The organism is Novosphingobium sp. 63-713 (assembly GCF_001898925.1).
In the GTDB taxonomy this organism is placed as follows: domain Bacteria; phylum Pseudomonadota; class Alphaproteobacteria; order Sphingomonadales; family Sphingomonadaceae; genus Novosphingobium.
This window is the reverse complement of record NZ_MKVS01000026.1, coordinates 452,310-468,254: the sequence shown is the minus strand read 5'-3', so window position 1 is coordinate 468,254 and position 15,945 is coordinate 452,310. Positions and strand designations below refer to the sequence as shown.

Below are 15,945 nucleotides of genomic sequence, written 5' to 3'. Positions count from 1 at the left end.
CCTGCTTATTCCCCATCGGGCCATGGCAGCGCCGAAGGCTCAGTCACATCGCCATAGCGCGGCAAACTCTCGACCACCGGCACATCCTCAATCTGCTTACCGATCTCGATACCTTTGTCGCGCAAACGACGCCCACTCGAAAGCACGTTGCGTTCAAAACTACCGACGAACTTGTTGTAATTGTCCACCGCGCTGGTCAGACCGCCGCCAACACGCTTGAGGTGGTCACCAGCCACCCTCAACCGATCATACAATTCGCCGCCCAGACGCCCGATCTCGCGGGCCTCCTGCGCCAGCATGTCCTGTTTCCACACCATCGCCACCGTGCGCGCAATCGCCACCAGATTGGTAGGTGTGGCCAGCAAGACCCTGTTACGGAATGCAAAATCCCAAAGCTCGGGGTCCTTTTCCATCGCCGCCGCGACAAAATGCTCGCCCGGCACGAACATCACCACATAATCGGGCGCTTCGGCAAACTGGCTCTGATAGGACTTGGTGGCCAACGTCTGCACATGGCCGCGCATACTGGCCACATGGCGGGCCAGCGCGATGTCCCGCGCGCCCTCATCGCTGGCCTCGAACGCCTCCTGATAAGCGTTGAGCGAGACTTTGGCGTCGATCACCAGTTTCTTCTGGCCCGGAATCGACACGATCGCATCGGGGCGCAGCCGCCCTTCCTCCGTGTCGATCGAATGTTCGGTCACAAAATCGGTATGTTCGGAAAGGCCGCATTGCTCCAGCACATTGCGCAGTGCCTGTTCGCCCCAGCGCCCGCGCGCCTTGGGGGCATTGGTTAACGCATTGCCCAGTCGCGCCGCTTCCTCGCGCACCTTCTCCTGCCCATCGCGGATCGACTGGATCAGGCCGGTGAGCTGACCAAAAGCATCGACGCGCCCTTTTTCCAGCGCGCTCACCTGATCCTCATAGGCCTTCAGCCGCGCCCCCACCGGGGCCAGCACGGAATTGATCCGCTCGGCCTGCTTTTCCTCGCTCTGGGTAAAGCGGGCCTCAGCGCGGGAGAGAAATGCCTCCTGCGCCCGTTCCAGCACGCGGGCGCCGGCCACTTCAAACTCGCGGCGCAGTTGATCCTGCGATTCGAGCAGCAGGCGCTTTTGCTCTTCGAAATGCTCGGCTTGCGCGCGCAGGGTCGCCAAGTCGCGCTGGGCGCGCAGCATATCGGCGCGCGCATCCTCCAGCGCCTGCGCCAGCCCGTCGGCCCGCGTCGCACGCTCGCCCGCCGCAGCCAGATCGGTGATCGCGCGGCGGAAACGCTCGTCCAATTCGGCAAAAGCCTTTTCGCGCTCGGCCAGCCTTGCCTGCGATTCGGCCACAGGGCGCTGGCCGAGAAACCAGCCCAGCCCCAGCCCGACCACCAAAGCAACAATCACAAACAAGGCAGAATCCACGGCTCACTCCAGTCAGAACGAACCGTGAACCTAGAGGGCAATCGCCCCCGAATCAAGCCAGCTTGCGCGCCTTTTCCAGCTTCTTGAGCGCCATATTGCGCTTCAGCCGCGAAAGGTGGTCGATAAACAGGATGCCTTCGAGGTGATCGATCTCATGCTGGATGCAGGTGGCCATCAGGCCTTCCATCGCCTCCTCATGCACATTGCCGTCGACATCCTGCCAACGCAGGCGGCAGGTGGCGGGGCGCTCGACCTCGGCATAAATATCGGGGACCGACAGGCAGCCTTCCTGATAGACCGAATGTTCTTCCGAAGGATCAAGGATTTCCGGGTTGATAAAGGTGCGCGGCTCGCGCTTCACCGGCTGATGCGTATGCTCATGCCCGCCATGCGAGGTGCAGACTTCGGGTTCGGCATCGGGATCTTCGGGCTGAAGATCGACCACCACCACACGCAGCGGCACGCCCACCTGAATAGCAGCCAGGCCAATGCCCGGCGCGTCATACATCGTCTCGTACATATCGGCGACGAGCACCTTGAGCTCATCGTCAAACACGGTGACAGGGGCAGAAATCTGCTTCAGGCGCGCATCGGGCGCTTCGAGGATCGGTCGGATAGCCATGATGGCCAGATAATCGCACCCTGCCCCGCGCGCAAGGCGCCGTGTCCGATTTCTGTAATCGTCAGGAAACCGGGCGTCTCGCGCGCGTTTTTAGGAAACGGGCCGCCTGGCCCGGAGCGCCTGCGCCAAAGTCCCCTCGTCCAGATAGTCCAGCTCGCCTCCCACCGGCAGACCATGCGCCAGTTGCGTCACGCGCACGGGCATCCCTTCCAGCCTCTCGGCAATATAATGCGCGGTGGTCTGTCCCTCCAGCGTGGCATTCATGGCCAGCACAACCTCGTCAATCCCGCCCGCGCCCACACGCTCTATCAAAGGCGCGATCGACAGATCCTCAGGCCGCACCCCATCCAAAGCCGACAGCCGCCCGCCCAGCACATGATAGCGCCCGGTAAACAGCCGCGCCCGGTCCAGCGCCCACAGATCCGCCACATCCTCCACCACGCAGATTGAGCGCGCATCACGGCGCGGATCGGCGCAGATCGCGCAAGGATCGCTGGTGTCGACATTGCCGCAAGTGGTGCATTCGACCAGCCGGTCCTGCAACACCTCCAACGCGTCGCGCAATTGCCCCAGCGAGGTGTCGCGCCGCTTAATCAGCCACAACACAGCCCGCCGCGCCGAACGCGGCCCCAGCCCCGGCAGGCGCGCCAAAACCTGCGCCAGTGTCTCGATCTCTTGCGATGCCATGCGCCTCCAGATAGGGCGGCGCAGAGCAAAGGCAAAGAGCCGGAAAGTGACTTATGCGCATCATCTATATGGGCACGCCCGAATTTGCCGTTCCGGCGCTGGAGGCTTTGGCGGCCGCGGGCCACGATGTGGTGGCCGCCTATAGCCAGCCCCCCCGTCCCGGCGGCCGTCGCGGGCGCGAATTGACGCCCAGCCCGGTGCATAAACGCGCCGCCGAGCTGGGCATCGAGGTGCGCCATCCGGTATCGTTGAAGGGCGAGCAGGAACAGGCCGATTTTGCCGCGCTGAAAGCCGATGTCGCGGTGGTGGCGGCCTATGGGCTGATCCTGCCGCGTGCGGTTCTGGCCGCGCCGGTGCATGGGTGCCTCAATCTGCATGGCTCGCTGCTGCCGCGCTGGCGCGGCGCAGCGCCGGTTCAGCGCGCGATTTTGGCCGGGGACGCGGAAACCGGCGTCGGCATCATGCAGATGGAGGCAGGGCTGGACACCGGCCCGGTGCGGCTGGAAGGGCGGACCGACATTGCCGAAAAGACGACCGGCGAATTGACCGAGGAACTGGCGCAAATGGGCGCGCGGCTGATCGTTCAGGTGCTGAGCGATCTGGACGCTTATCCGCCGCAGGCTCAGCCCTTGGAGGGCATCACCTATGCCCACAAGATCGACAAGGCCGAGGCGCGGCTGGATTTTACCACCAGCGCCAAGCAGGTGTTGCGCCAGATCCGGGCCTTCATGCCCGCGCCCGGCGCGTTCTTCGAACTGGAGGGCGAGCGTTACAAGGTGATCTCGGCTGAATTGGCCGAGGGCGCGGGCGATCCGGGCGTGATCCTCGACGATGCGCTGACCATCGCCTGCGGCGTGGGCGCGATCCGCGTCGTGCAAATCCAGCGCGCGGGCAAACCCGCCATGGCCGTGGCCGACCTGCTGCGCGGACGGCCCATTCCCGCCGGGACGCGGCTTAAATCGAGCGATCTGGCATGACCCGTTTCGCCTTTACGCTGGAATTTGACGGCACGCCCTTCATGGGCCTGCAGCGGCAAGCGCATGGCCCCAGCATCCAGCAGGCCGTCGAGGAAGCTATCGAACGCGTCACCGGCGAGCAGGCCGTGATGTTTGCCGCCGGGCGCACCGATGCCGGGGTCCACGCGCTGTTCATGCGCGCCCATGTCGATATTCAAAAGGACATCGCCCCCTTCCGCCTGATGGAGGCGATGAATTATCATCTGCGTCCCAACCCGATCGCGGTGCTGGATTGCAGGGTCGTGGCTGATGACTGGCATGCGCGCTTTTCCTGCATCGGGCGCAGCTATATCTATCGCATCGTCAACCGCCGCGCGCCGTTGACCATCGGACTGAACCATGCGTGGCAGGTGGCCAAACCGCTGGACGCCGAGGCGATGCATGAGGCCGCGCAGGCGCTGGTTGGCCACCATGATTTCACCACTTTCCGCTCGGTCCATTGTCAGGCCGCCTCCCCCCTTAAGACGCTCGACAGCCTGACCGTGCGGCGGCAGGGCGATCAAGTGATCATCGAAACGGCAGCGCGGAGCTACCTCCACCATCAGGTGCGATCGATGGTCGGGGCGCTGTCGGTGGTCGGGCTGGGCCGCTGGCCGGTGGAGCGGGTGCGCGAAGCGCTGGAGGCGCGGGATCGACAGGCCTTGCCGGTGAATGCGCCTCCTGATGGGCTGTTTTTCAACCGGGCGTTTTATCAGGGGGAATAGATAATGCGAGGGTCTAGACCCTCGCGCTCCCATTACTGTCTTTGTCGTGCCAAGGGTTCAGCGGGTTCAGCGTCAGGTGTCGGACGCGACGTATCCAATAAAAAGCCTGCGGAGCTTTCTAATTGCGCCGCAGGCCATCAACTCCAAAACACCCCAGCTTGCGATCCCACCCAAAATTAATGGGATTGCAAAGGGACAAGTCCCTTTGCCCGCCGAAGGCCCCTCCTACCTCAAAACTCAACGCGACGCCTTGATGCAGCCATATCGCACGACAACCGCCCCATTCCTTCGCGCCACCAAACCCTCAAAAGGCATGGACGAAAGATTGACGTATTTCGGCCAGTCGAGAAAACTATCTTCGCGCCCGGCCGTCTCACGTTTCTTCTTTTCGGCTGCACTTGGCTGGGTCAGCATCAGCTTGCCTTTGGCATCAGAGCGATAGACGGCCGTCCAAAACGGGTCATTGATGTAATGGCCATGCCTAGCCAGCGCCACCGTCCGTCCTGTCGTGTCCAGGCTATAAGTGTCCTCGACGTAATAATCTTCTCTCTCGGTGGCATAAAACAGACGGGTTACTGCCCCACCCTGCCATCGCATCTCGGCCCACTGTCCGCTCGTTTCGCCCGATCCGACCGCTTTTTTCATCTCGGCGGACGTGCGATAGGCACACCAGCGCTGCGGGCCTTCTTCCAGATCACCAAAGGCCAGAAAGAAGGCCAGCGCGGCAACGGGCATCAAGCCCGCGCCACCACGCTCTCAGGCAGATCGGTGCCAAACACGCGCTGATAATACTCAGCCACCAGCACCCGCTCGGTCTCGTCGCACTTATTCAGGAACGAGAGGCGGAAGGCAAAACCCGCGTCCTTGAAGATTTCGGTGTTCTGCGCCCAGGTGATGACGGCGCGGGGGCTCATCACGGTCGAGATGTCGCCATTGATAAAGCCCGCACGGGTCAGGTCGGCCACGCGCACCATATCGGCGATGGTGCGTTCGGGCAAGCCGGGCACCTTCTTGTGGACGATGCCGGTTTCCGTCGCATGGGGCAGATAGTTCAGCGCCACGACCATGTTCCAGCGGTCCATCTGGCCCTGATTGATCGCCTGCGTGCCGTGATAGAGGCCCGACGTATCGCCAAGGCCCACCGTGTTGGCGGTGGCGAACAGGCGGAACCACTTGGACGGGCGGATCACGCGGTTCTGGTCCAGCAGGGTCAGCTTGCCCTCGGTTTCCAGCACGCGCTGGATCACGAACATCACGTCGGGGCGGCCCGCGTCATATTCGTCGAACACCAGCGCCGTCGGCGTCTGCAGCGCCCAGGGCAGCAGGCCTTCGCGGAATTCGGTGACCTGCTTGCCATCCTTCAGAACGATGGCGTCGCGCCCGATCAGGTCGATACGGCTGATATGCGCGTCAAGGTTGATGCGGATGCAGGGCCAGTTCAGACGCGCGGCCACCTGCTCGATATGGGTCGATTTGCCGGTGCCGTGATAGCCCTGAACCATCACGCGGCGGTTATAGGCAAAACCGGCAAGGATCGCCAGCGTGGTGTCCGGGTCGAACACATAGGTGTCGTCGCGGTCGGGCACGCGTTCGTCCGCCACCGAAAAGGCGGGGACTTTCATGTCGATATCAATGCCGAACACCTCGCGCACATCAACGGTGATGTCGGGTGCGCTCAGGATGGTGGTCGAGCGGCTGTCGGGCTGAATGTTCTGAATCTCGGTCATCGCACAAAACTGCTAGCCGCTGCTTCTCGCGGCTGCAATATGTTTGCAGGGTTTGAGAACCAGATTCACCTTGGGGAGAGAAATTATTATGGAATTGTTCGGCGCCCTGTTTTCGCCTTTCGTGCGCAAAGTGGCCGTGGTGGCGGCGGAAAAGGGGCTTGCATTCGACATGCCGCCTTTCAGCTTTGCCGATCCTTGCGAGGATTTTCTGGCCGCCAGCCCGTTCCGCAAGATCCCGGCGATCAAGGACGGCGATTACCGGCTCTGCGATTCCACCGCGATCTGCGCCTATTTCGACGCGCTGGCGCCCGATGCCCCGATCTATCCGGTCGAGGCCCGCGCGCGCGGCCGCGCGGTGTGGTTCGAGGAACTGGCCGATACGATCATGGTGCCCACGCTTGGCCCTGCGATCTTCAACCGCTTTGTCCTGCCCCGTTTTCGCGGCGTGGCGGGGGATGAGGATGCGGCGTTGGCCGCGATCGAAAAGTTCAACGAGGTGCTGTCCTATCTGGAAGGCGTGACGCCCTCCGATGGCTGGCTGGCTGGCGAATTCTCGCTGGGCGATGTGGCCGTGGCCAGCCTGCTGCGCACGGCCGAATATATTGGCGCGGGGCTGGACCGGGCGCGTTTCCCGGCGATTGCGGCCTGGTATGACCGCGTGACTGCCCGGCCGGCATGGCAAAGCGTGGCCGCGATGGAGACCGGACAGGCCAAGGCCGCCGGTTTGGCCTAAACCGTATCAGGAAGCGCAAAGCAGCGGGCGAACATCATCGCCAAATAGGCATCGCCCGCCAGCGCCAGATCCGGCAGTCCGGCCAAGGGCGCCTTGCCATAGATGAAGCGCTTGAGCGGCGCGGTGTTGGGGGCGGTCAGGATGAAATCGCCCCCTGCCCCTCCCCGCGCGATGGTCAGCACACCCGATCGCAATGTCAGCGAAAAACTCTCGCGCGCGATGATGATGGCGCATGCCATGTCCATATCCGCTGCCCGTTCCGCCACGATCAGCGCCCGCAGCGAGAGCATCAGCGCCACCGGCGAGATCGCCAGCGCCATATCCCGATCCGGCGACATCAGCGCCCAGCGGCACATGGCCAGCAGCACCGGCTCGGCCGCCCGCCCCCATGGCGTGAGGCCGTAGAGCCGCTCCTCCTCATCACGTCGGACAAGGCCGGCTGCCTCCAGCCCGTTCAGCCGCTCGGTCAAAACACGGGCGCTGATCCCCGGCAGGGCAAAGCGCAGGTCGGTGAACCGCCGCGCCCCCAGCATCAGCTCGCGCAGCACCAGCCCGGCCCAGCGTTCGCCCAGCAATTCCATGCCAAACGCCGCCCCGCAGGCATCGCCATACCAGCGCCCATGACTGTTCTTGGTTTCAGAGGTTACTTTTCCCAACTTCATGGTTGTAATTTGTAACCATACTGCCACCCTCTGTCGATACGAATCACGCCAATACAGAATCACAAGGGATGCCCCAAAGGGAGAGCGAGATGGACAAGCTGCTGGGAAGCTGGATCTGGTATGAGCTGATGACCAAGGACGCAGCCGGGGCCAAAGCCTTCTATGAGGCCACCATCGGCTGGACCATCGCGCCGGGGAACGAGCCGCCGCTGTTCTACGGTCATATCGCCCGCGCCGATGGGCGTCAGGTCGGCGGGGTGCTGCCGCTGTCGGAGGATATGCTGGCGCAGGGCGCGCATCCGATGTGGGTCGGCTATATCGGCACCGATGATCTGGACGCCACGCTGGCGCAGGTGATCGCGCGCGGCGGGCGGGCGCTGATGCCCCGCATGGATATTGCCGAGGGCAGCTTTGCCATGGTCATGGACCCGTGGGGCGCCAGTTTCTATCTGATGCAGCCCAATCCGGGGCCGGACGCCGCCCCTTCGGTCGCCTTTTCCCCCACCGAGGCGCAGAGCGTAGGCTGGAACGAACTCTACACCGGCGATTTCGACGCCGCGCTGGCCTTCTATACCGAGATCTTCGGCTGGGAACCGGCCGGGTCGATGGATATGGGCAGTTTCGGGACCTATCAGTTCCTTGCCCATAATGGCGTGACGATTGGCGCGATGATGCCCAAGCCGCCCCATGTGCCGATGGGCGGGTGGAACCACTATATACGCGCCGCGGATTTCGACGCCGCACATCAGGCGGCGGTGGCGGGCGGGGCCAATGTGCTGCACGGGCCGGTCGAAGTTCCCGGCGGAGACTGGATTATCAACGCGCTGGACCCGCAAGGCGCGGCTTTTGCCATCGTGGGCCAGAAACTGGTTTGAGGGCGCCCCTTTTCGCGATATTGTTCCATCAATGTTCTCGTGAGGATGCGTTATGGCCAGCTATACGTTTTTCACCAATCCGATGTCGCGCGGGCAAATCGCGCGATGGGCGCTGCATGAGGTCGGGGCCGATTACGAACAGGTGATCGTCGAATATGGCGCGCCCAAACCGGCGGCGCTGCTGGCGGCCAATGGCCTGGGCAAATTGCCGACGCTGGTGCATCACAGCGCCGATGGCGATTATCCGATTGCGGAAACCTCGGCCATCTGCGCCTATCTGGCCGAAACCGAGGGCGGCGGCACGCTGGCCCCCACCGCGCGGGAGCGGGCGGCTTATTACCGCTGGCTGTTCTTTGCCGCAGGGCCATTGGAACAGGCGATCACCGCGCGCTCCATGGGCTTTGAACCGACCGAGCGCCAGCGGGTCAGCGTCGGCTTTGGCTGCTATGATCTGGTGGTCGATACGCTGGCGGCGCATTTGCGCGGGGTCGATTATGTGTGCGGCGATCGCTTCACGATGGCCGATGTCTATGTCGGCAGCCATGTTTTGTGGGGCACGATGTTCAAGACCCTGCCCGAATTGCCGGAATTTGTGGCCTATGGCGAACGCCTGACTCAGCGGACCAGCTATGTCGAGGCCAAGGCTATCGACCATGCCCTGATCGCGGCGGCACAGGCGGCATCATCGGAGGCAAAAGTATGAGCCAGTGGGGGAAAGCCAAGGGCACGCTCTCCCTGTGGTATGACAAGGCCGTGCATGGCGGGGCCGAGGCGGCGGCGGTCTTCTATGCCGGTCTGTTTCCCGATACGGCGGTGGGCCATGTCATGCGCTCGCCCGGCGATTATCCGGGCGGCAAGGCAGGCGATGCGCTGGTGGTGGAATTCACACTGCTGGGCTTTGCCTGCATTGGCCTGAATGGCGGCGGGCATACAAAGCATACCGATGCCTTTTCGATCCAGGTGACCACCGAAACGCAGGAAGAGACCGACCGCTATTGGGATGCGCTGATTTCCGGTGGCGGGGGGCCGATGGCCTGCGGATGGTGCGTGGATCGCTGGGGTGTGCGTTGGCAGATCACGCCGCGCGCCTTGATCGAGGGCATGGGCGATCCTGATCCTGCGGCGCGCGGGCGGGTGTTTGCCGCAATGCAGACGATGGTAAAAATCGACATTGCCGCCATTGAAGCGGCGCGAAAGGGCGTGTGATGCTCGAGCTCTATGGCCACCCCTTCTCGTCCTATACGTGGAAGGCGCTGATCGCGCTTTACGCCAACGAAACGCCTTTCACCTTTCGGATGCTGGACGGCCAGAACCCCGAATTTTATGCCAAGGTGCAGGCGGCCAGCCCGATGGGAAAATTCCCCCTGCTGGTCGATGGCGAGACACAGGTGTTCGAGGCCAGCGCGATCATCGAATATCTGGCGCTGCATTACCCCGGCCCGGCCCCGCTGTTGCCCGCCGATCCCGATGCCGCGATCCGTACCCGCATGATCGACCGGGTTTTCGACAATTACGTGATGAACGCCATGCAGGAGAGCGTCGATGAGGCGATCCGCCATGGCGCCGTCTCGGACGAGGTGCAGAAGCGGGTCGATGAGCGCCTGCTGCGCACCTATCGCTGGATCGAGAAATGGCTGGAGGACTATCAGGCCGGGGATGAGGTCAGCCTGATCGAATGCGCGGCCGCGCCCTCGCTGTTCTATGCCGATTGGGTCACGCGTATTCCAGAGGATTGCCCAAATCTGCGCGACTGGCGGGCGCATCTGCTGGCCCTGCCCCCTATCTCGCGCTGTGTTGAGGATGCGCGGCCCTTTCGCGCTTATTTCCCGCTGGGCGCGCCCGATCGCGATTGAGGAAACGTGTCATGCATGAATTGTCGATCTCCCGCTATATTGCCGCCGCGCCGGACAAGGTCTGGGACATCATGGTCAACCGCCAGAACGAATGGTGGTGCCCCGCGCCATGGCGGGCCGAGGTGGTACATCAGGATCGCCGTCCGGGCGGGGCCTGCGAAATGACCATGTTCGGCCCCGATGGCGAGGTCATGCCGATGCGCGGCATCTATCTGGCATGGGACGAAGGGCGGCGCTTTGTCACCACCGATGCGGTCAATGGCGATCTGGAGCCCTCCGGCCCCTTTATGATCGGCATCTGGCAGGTGGACGCCGAAGGCGAAGGCACCCGCTATACCGCCAGCGCCCGCCATTGGAGCGCCGAGGCGATGAAGCAGCACGAGGCGATGGGCTTTACCCAAGGGTGGAGCGCCTGCGCCGACCAACTGGCCGCGCTGGCCGAGGCTTAGGCAAACCCCGGCAATTTGCGCAGCATTTGATAGGCCTCGACCACCTGTTGCAGTTTGCTTTCATGGCTGCGGTCGCCGCCGTTGCGGTCGGGGTGATAGCGGTGGACAAGGTCGGAATAGCGCACCCTCAATTCGCGCCGATCCGCGTCGACCCCCAGCCCCAGCGTGTCGAGCGCGCGTTTTTCCTCTTGGCTGGCGATGCGGCCATCGGGCCATGCCATAGGGCGCATCGCTTCCTTGGCGCGGCGGGCGCGCTGGCTGATCGCGTCCAGCGGATCGGCGAAATCGGCCCAGCGCGGGGCCGAATCAATGCCCGCTGTTGGGCGAAAGGCTCGCGTTTCCTGTTCCCAGCCATGGATCGGCGATTGCGCCGCCCAGATTTCCTCCGGGCTCATGCCCTCGAAATAATCATAACCGGCGTTGAAAGCACGGATATGGTCAAGGCAGAACCAACGGTAATGGCCCGGCCCGTCAAAGCCCGAAGCCTTGGCGCCGGGCGCGCGAAATTCGCCCGCCTGATCGCATCCGGGCCATTCGCATGGACGCTGCGAGTCCCTAACCCTGCCGTGAAATCTGTCCTGAACCATCTTTTCCCCTTGGCGACAAATGGGCTAGGAGGAAAGGCCCTGCTTTAAGGAAACCTTCTATGTCCGGCCCGCTTGCCACGGAAATCACCCAACGTCTGACCGCCGCTTTTGCTCCCGTGCGGCTGGATGTCATCAATGATTCGAGCAGCCATGCCGGGCATATGGGCGACGACGGAACGGGGGAATCGCATTTCACCGTATTGATCGAAAGCGCCGCCTTTACCGGCGTCAATCGCGTGATGCGCCAGCGGATGGTCAATCAGGCGCTGGGCGATATTCCGGGCCAGCGTGTTCATGCGCTGGCGATCCGCGCTTTTGCCCCCGGCGAGGCGGCGTGACCGCACAGCGCCGGATTCGCCGAGCTTCCCGCATTCTCTTGCTCAATGAGGCGGAGGAATTGCTGCTCTTCCGCTTCACCCCCAATGATCGCGCGCCCTTCTGGTGCGCGCCCGGCGGCGAGGCCGAGGATGGCGAGACCTATGAGGAGGCCGCCACGCGCGAATTGCACGAGGAAACCGGCATTCACGCCGATTGCGGGCCGGAAGTCACCCGCGTGATCAGCGATTTCGTCACCCTTGCGGGCGAGCCGGTGACAGGTGACGATCGCTATTTCCTGCTGCGTGTGGCCGATCCCGCCATCGACACGGCGGGCCATACGCCGACCGAACAGGCCGTGATGCGCGAATATCGCTGGTTTGCGCGCAAAGAGATCGCCGGTTGGCCCGAAACGATCTATCCTGAGGATATGAGTGAAATGCTGGGGCGCGTGCTGGGCGCCTGAAACGGGAAAGGTGCCTTGTATGGATTCCCTGTTCGAGATTGCCGCCTATCATCCCATGCTGACGCTGCTGATTATCATCGCGGCGGTGCTGGCGCTCAAATCCTTTGGCATCAATCAGGAGTTTCAGCGCGCCGTGGTGTTCCGCCTCGGGCGTCTGGCCGAAACCAAGGGGCCGGGCTGGTTCTGGCTGGTGCCGTTGATCGACCGGGTGGTCAGGGTCGATCTGCGCGTCATCACCTTTGCCCTCGCCACGCAGGAGACCGTGACGCGCGATGGCGTGGCGGTGCGGGTCAATGCGGTGCTGTGGTTTCGCGCGGTCGATCCGGCGCGGGTGGTTACGACGGTGGTGAACTGGCAAGGCGCGGTGATTCAGGCGGCCGAGACGGGGATGCGCGATGCCATCGGGCAAAGCGATCTGGACCAGATGCTGAAAGATCGCGCGGCGATCAATTCGCGGCTGCTGGTGTTGCTGGAGCAGACCTGCGCGCAATGGGGCGTGGCGGTGGATGCGGTCGAGATCAAGGATCTGGACATTCCCGAACAGATGCAGCGCGCCATCGCCCGCGAGGCCGAGGCCATCCGCGAGAAACGCGCCCGCATCATCAAGGCCGAGGGTGAGGCGGAGGCGTCCCTACGGCTGAGCGAAGCGGCGCAGGTCATCGCAAAGGTGCCCGGCGCGCTGGAATTGCGCCGGTTGCAGACGCTGAGCGAGATCGGCGTCGAACATAATTCGACGATCATCGCCATGTTCCCCACCGAAATCCTTGAGGCCGCCAAGGCCATCAGCCGCAAGGATTAAACCACTCCACCCACGCACCATGGGCATGGGCGGCGCCCAGCAAAGCCGGTTCTTTCCCGCCGGGCCAGTAGCGAACGAGCAATTCATGGCGGAAGGTGGTGCGATTCGTTTCCAGCATTACCCATGCCAGCGGGCGCTCGGGCGTGGCGGCGGCTCCGGCCTGCTCCATCGCGGCGGTGATCCGCGCGCGGCGCTCATCGCCCAGATATTGCCAGACGATGGAGTGATAGAGCACCCGGCACACCCCCGCCTCCTGTGGCGCGGCGAGTCGGCGCTCGACCCAATCGGCGGCATCGGCCTGCGTCAGGATCGGCGCCAGCTCCTGCGCCAGCGCGATCACGCCATCGAGCCGCGCCATCCTCTCATGATTCTCCGCCCAGACATAGGCGCGCAGCCGCAGCGCCGCCGCCGGATCAGACAGGTCGATGGGCGCGCGGTCGCAACCTTCGATATGGGTGATCTCCACCTTGCCCGAGGGCGGAGGAGGCCCGCGCCATTCGGGACGGATCAAAACCGGGCTGCCTTCCGCACCAACGCGGACGCCGCCCAGATCATAGGCATAGCGCTCCATCATCGTATTGGCGCCCGCGCTGCACCCTATCTCATTCATTTCAAAGCGCGATCCCACGCGCCCGGAGAGCCATAGCAGCCCCGCCATGATGCCCGCCGAACGCCCTGCCTCATTGGTCTGGGGCGGCCCGTCGAACCATGGCAGCAGCTCTGCGTCATGGCGCGCCACAACCTCGGTCACAATCGCGCCCGCATCTTCCACCTCGCCGCGATAGACCGCCCCCAGAGCCGGTTCCGCCCCCGACAGCCACAGGTAATGCAGCCCGCCTGCCAGGCGCAGCGGCATTGCGTCCTCCAATGAAAGCCCCGGCCAACCCCGCATCCGCGCGCCCACCAGAGTCGGCCCCGACAGCAACCCCGTCATGGCGCGCAGCACGCGCGCGGTGATCGGCGCGCTGTTCTGATCGCAATGGCGCGCCTGCCATTCCAGCGTGTCATGAACATGGGCGATTTCCATGATCGGATTCTGTGCTGTCATGGCGGTTGCTCTGGGCTCCAATGCAAACTAATGCGGCGCGCATGTCATTCTCGTCCAAACCGCTCACCTTTGCGATCCCCAAGGGGCGCATCCTCGATGAAGCTCTGCCGTTGATGGCGCGCGCTGGTGTCGTGCCCGAAGCGGAGTTTCATGACAAGAAGTCGCGCGCGCTGTCCTTTGCCGTCGAAGGCTCGGACATGCGGCTGATCCGCGTGCGCGCGTTCGATGTCGCCACATTCGTGGCGCATGGCGCGGCGCAGGCCGGGATCGTCGGCTCGGATGTGGTGGAGGAATTCGCCTATCCCGACCTTTATGCGCCGGTTGATCTCAACATCGGCCATTGCCGCCTGTCGGTGGCCGAACCCGTCGATGCGGGCGATACGGCCAGCGCCAGCCACCTGCGCGTGGCCAGCAAATATCCGCATCTGACCCACAAGCACTATGAGGCCAAGGGCATTCAGGCCGAAGTGGTCAAGCTGAACGGCGCGATGGAGCTGGCGCCGATGCTGGGTCTGTCGGGGCGGATCGTCGATCTGGTGTCCACCGGGCGCACGCTGAAGGAAAACGGGCTGCGCGAGACGGAAGTCATCATGCAGATCTCGGCGCGGCTGATCGTCAACCGGGCGGCCTTGAAGACCGATCCGCGCGTGGGCGAATTGGTCGAACAGTTCCGCAAGATGGCGGCGGAAAAGGTCGAAGCATGATCCGGCTTAATTCGCGGGACGCCGGCTTTGCCGAGGCGTTCGAGAAAATCGTGGGCGACCGGCGCGAGAGCGATGCGGGCGTGACGCAGGTGGTGCTCTCGGTTCTGGCCGATGTGCGGGCGCGCGGCGATGCGGCGCTGGTGGATTACACCGCGCGCTTTGACGGCCATGAGCTGGAAACCGAGGCCGATTGGCGGATCGGCGCGGAGGAATGCCGCGCGGCGTTTGAGGCTTTGGACCCGACCCTGCGCGGTGCGCTGGAAACGGCCGCACGCCGCATTGCCGCCTATCATGAGGCGCAGAAGCCGGAGAACCGCGACTATACCGATGCGGCGGGCGTACGCCTCGGCGCGGTGTGGCGGCCGGTGGACGCGGCGGGGCTTTATGTGCCCGGCGGGCGCGCGGCCTATCCGTCCTCGCTCTTGATGAACGCCATTCCGGCCAAGGTGGCAGGCGTTGAGCGCCTGGTGGTGGTCACGCCCACCCCGCGCGGCGCGGTCAACAGCCTCGTTCTGGCCGCCGCGCATCTGGCGGGTGTGGACGAGATCTGGCGCGTGGGCGGGGCTCAGGCCGTGGGCGCGCTGGCCTATGGCACGGATCGGATCAAGCCGGTCGATGTCATCGTCGGCCCCGGCAATGCCTATGTGGCCGAGGCCAAGCGCCAGCTTTACGGCGTGGTGGGCATCGACATGGTGGCCGGGCCTTCGGAAATTCTGGTGGTGGCCGATGGGCGCAACAACCCCGCGTGGATTGCCGCCGATCTGCTGTCTCAAGCCGAGCATGACCCGGTGGCCCAGTCGATCCTGATCACCGATGATGCCGATTTTGCCGATGCCGTGATCGCGGCGGTCGAGGTGGAACTGCAGGCTCTGGCCACGCAGACCACCGCGCGCCAGTCGTGGAACGATTACGGCGTGGTGATCGTGGTGGATGATCTGATGGGCGAGGCCCCGGCCCTGTCCAACCGACTGGCCGCCGAACATATCGAAATCGCCATTGACGATCCGGACGCCATGTTTGCGCAAATCCGCCATGCGGGCAGCGCCTTTCTGGGCCGCCACACGCCCGAGGCGATCGGCGATTATGTCGCCGGGCCGAACCACGTTTTGCCCACCGGCCGCCGCGCGCGTTTCGCCAGCGGGCTTTCCGTGCTAGACTTTATGAAGCGTACCAGCTTCCTGCAACTTGACGAAGCGGCTCTGGCTGCTATCGGCCCGGCCGCTGTGGCCCTTGCCGATGCCGAAGGGCTGCCCGCCCATGGTCGCTCTGTCGCGATCCGGCTGGGTCAATAA

The 15,945-nt window shown here is 63.9% G+C and carries 21 protein-coding genes; 13 read left to right on the top strand and 8 right to left on the bottom strand.

Features of this window, described 5'->3' with window-relative positions; genetic code table 11:
- Window positions 1–5: 5 nt before the first annotated feature.
- The 3 genes from rmuC to recR all read right to left on the bottom strand — a co-directional run bounded on the left by rmuC (window position 6) and on the right by recR (window position 2,715).
- On the bottom strand, window positions 6–1,406 hold the full coding sequence (gene rmuC / locus BGP00_RS13090; RefSeq protein ID WP_292689620.1) for a DNA recombination protein RmuC: 1,401 nt from the start codon (window positions 1,404–1,406) through the stop codon (window positions 6–8).
- 52 nt (window positions 1,407–1,458) lie between these two features.
- Window positions 1,459–2,028, bottom strand: coding sequence for a peptide deformylase (locus BGP00_RS13085; protein ID WP_292689619.1), 570 nt, complete (start codon window positions 2,026–2,028; stop codon window positions 1,459–1,461).
- Window positions 2,029–2,118: 90 nt separating this feature from the next.
- On the bottom strand, window positions 2,119–2,715 hold the full coding sequence (gene recR / locus BGP00_RS13080) for a recombination mediator RecR (RefSeq protein WP_168605187.1): 597 nt from the start codon (window positions 2,713–2,715) through the stop codon (window positions 2,119–2,121).
- Window positions 2,716–2,768: 53 nt separating this feature from the next.
- Between recR and fmt the strand changes: the two genes are divergently transcribed.
- Both fmt and truA read left to right on the top strand, forming a co-directional pair.
- On the top strand, window positions 2,769–3,692 hold the full coding sequence (fmt, locus tag BGP00_RS13075; protein ID WP_292689618.1) for a methionyl-tRNA formyltransferase: 924 nt from the start codon (window positions 2,769–2,771) through the stop codon (window positions 3,690–3,692).
- Complete coding sequence (gene truA / locus BGP00_RS13070; protein ID WP_292689617.1) at window positions 3,689–4,435, top strand: tRNA pseudouridine(38-40) synthase TruA; 747 nt, start codon at window positions 3,689–3,691, stop codon at window positions 4,433–4,435. The genes fmt and truA overlap by 4 nt, the downstream gene beginning before the upstream one ends.
- Window positions 4,436–4,672: 237 nt before the next feature.
- On the opposite strand, the gene BGP00_RS13065 is transcribed toward truA, so the two are convergent.
- Window positions 4,673–5,173 (bottom strand): hypothetical protein, encoded by a 501-nt coding sequence (locus tag BGP00_RS13065; RefSeq protein ID WP_292689616.1) that lies wholly within the window; start codon window positions 5,171–5,173, stop codon window positions 4,673–4,675.
- Window positions 5,170–6,162: a cobaltochelatase subunit CobS gene (gene cobS / locus BGP00_RS13060; RefSeq protein WP_168605183.1), complete on the bottom strand. Its 993-nt coding sequence runs from the start codon at window positions 6,160–6,162 to the stop codon at window positions 5,170–5,172. The genes BGP00_RS13065 and cobS overlap by 4 nt, the downstream gene beginning before the upstream one ends.
- Before the next feature lie 88 nt (window positions 6,163–6,250).
- Between cobS and BGP00_RS13055 the strand changes: the two genes are divergently transcribed.
- Complete coding sequence (locus tag BGP00_RS13055; RefSeq protein WP_292689615.1) at window positions 6,251–6,895, top strand: glutathione S-transferase family protein; 645 nt, start codon at window positions 6,251–6,253, stop codon at window positions 6,893–6,895.
- Here the strand turns inward: BGP00_RS13055 and BGP00_RS13050 are convergent.
- A complete protein-coding gene (locus tag BGP00_RS13050) occupies window positions 6,892–7,557 on the bottom strand; it encodes a helix-turn-helix domain-containing protein (protein WP_292689614.1) in 666 nt (221 codons plus the stop codon). The genes BGP00_RS13055 and BGP00_RS13050 overlap by 4 nt on opposite strands.
- Window positions 7,558–7,646: 89 nt before the next feature.
- Between BGP00_RS13050 and BGP00_RS13045 the strand changes: the two genes are divergently transcribed.
- From BGP00_RS13045 to BGP00_RS13025, 5 genes are read left to right on the top strand one after another with little or no spacing between them, the layout of a single operon-like run.
- A complete protein-coding gene (locus tag BGP00_RS13045; protein ID WP_292689613.1) occupies window positions 7,647–8,432 on the top strand; it encodes a VOC family protein in 786 nt (261 codons plus the stop codon).
- Between the two features lie 52 nt (window positions 8,433–8,484).
- Window positions 8,485–9,135, top strand: a complete 651-nt coding sequence (locus BGP00_RS13040) for a glutathione S-transferase N-terminal domain-containing protein (protein ID WP_292689612.1) — start codon at window positions 8,485–8,487, stop codon at window positions 9,133–9,135.
- Complete coding sequence (locus BGP00_RS13035) at window positions 9,132–9,638, top strand: VOC family protein (protein ID WP_292689611.1); 507 nt, start codon at window positions 9,132–9,134, stop codon at window positions 9,636–9,638. Before BGP00_RS13040 ends, BGP00_RS13035 begins: the two co-directional genes overlap by 4 nt.
- Entirely contained in the window at window positions 9,638–10,285 is a 648-nt protein-coding gene (locus BGP00_RS13030; RefSeq protein ID WP_292689610.1) for a glutathione S-transferase family protein, read from the top strand. Before BGP00_RS13035 ends, BGP00_RS13030 begins: the two co-directional genes overlap by 1 nt.
- A gap of 11 nt (window positions 10,286–10,296) precedes the next feature.
- Window positions 10,297–10,734, top strand: a complete 438-nt coding sequence (locus BGP00_RS13025; RefSeq protein ID WP_292689609.1) for an SRPBCC domain-containing protein — start codon at window positions 10,297–10,299, stop codon at window positions 10,732–10,734.
- On the opposite strand, the gene BGP00_RS13020 is transcribed toward BGP00_RS13025, so the two are convergent.
- Complete coding sequence (locus BGP00_RS13020) at window positions 10,731–11,321, bottom strand: DnaJ domain-containing protein (RefSeq protein WP_292689608.1); 591 nt, start codon at window positions 11,319–11,321, stop codon at window positions 10,731–10,733. The two genes, BGP00_RS13025 and BGP00_RS13020, sit on opposite strands and share 4 nt — an antisense overlap.
- A 59-nt stretch (window positions 11,322–11,380) precedes the next feature.
- Here BGP00_RS13020 and BGP00_RS13015 point away from each other — a divergent pair, with 59 nt between their 5' ends.
- Genes BGP00_RS13015 through BGP00_RS13005 form a run of 3 tightly spaced genes read left to right on the top strand, consistent with a single transcriptional unit; the run spans window position 11,381 to window position 12,901 of the window.
- On the top strand, window positions 11,381–11,659 hold the full coding sequence (locus tag BGP00_RS13015) for a BolA family protein (RefSeq protein WP_292689607.1): 279 nt from the start codon (window positions 11,381–11,383) through the stop codon (window positions 11,657–11,659).
- A complete protein-coding gene (locus BGP00_RS13010) occupies window positions 11,656–12,102 on the top strand; it encodes an NUDIX domain-containing protein (RefSeq protein ID WP_292689606.1) in 447 nt (148 codons plus the stop codon). The genes BGP00_RS13015 and BGP00_RS13010 overlap by 4 nt, the downstream gene beginning before the upstream one ends.
- A 19-nt stretch (window positions 12,103–12,121) precedes the next feature.
- The gene (locus BGP00_RS13005; protein ID WP_292689605.1) at window positions 12,122–12,901 is read left to right on the top strand and encodes an SPFH domain-containing protein; all 780 of its coding nucleotides are present in this window, start codon (window positions 12,122–12,124) and stop codon (window positions 12,899–12,901) included.
- Here BGP00_RS13005 and BGP00_RS13000 read toward each other — a convergent pair.
- The gene (locus BGP00_RS13000; protein ID WP_292689604.1) at window positions 12,885–13,949 is read right to left on the bottom strand and encodes a DUF2332 domain-containing protein; all 1,065 of its coding nucleotides are present in this window, start codon (window positions 13,947–13,949) and stop codon (window positions 12,885–12,887) included. The genes BGP00_RS13005 and BGP00_RS13000 overlap by 17 nt on opposite strands.
- A 41-nt stretch (window positions 13,950–13,990) precedes the next feature.
- Between BGP00_RS13000 and hisG the strand changes: the two genes are divergently transcribed.
- Both hisG and hisD read left to right on the top strand, forming a co-directional pair.
- Window positions 13,991–14,653: an ATP phosphoribosyltransferase gene (gene hisG, locus BGP00_RS12995; RefSeq protein ID WP_168605171.1), complete on the top strand. Its 663-nt coding sequence runs from the start codon at window positions 13,991–13,993 to the stop codon at window positions 14,651–14,653.
- Window positions 14,650–15,945 (top strand): histidinol dehydrogenase, encoded by a 1,296-nt coding sequence (hisD, locus tag BGP00_RS12990; protein ID WP_292689603.1) that lies wholly within the window; start codon window positions 14,650–14,652, stop codon window positions 15,943–15,945. The genes hisG and hisD overlap by 4 nt, the downstream gene beginning before the upstream one ends.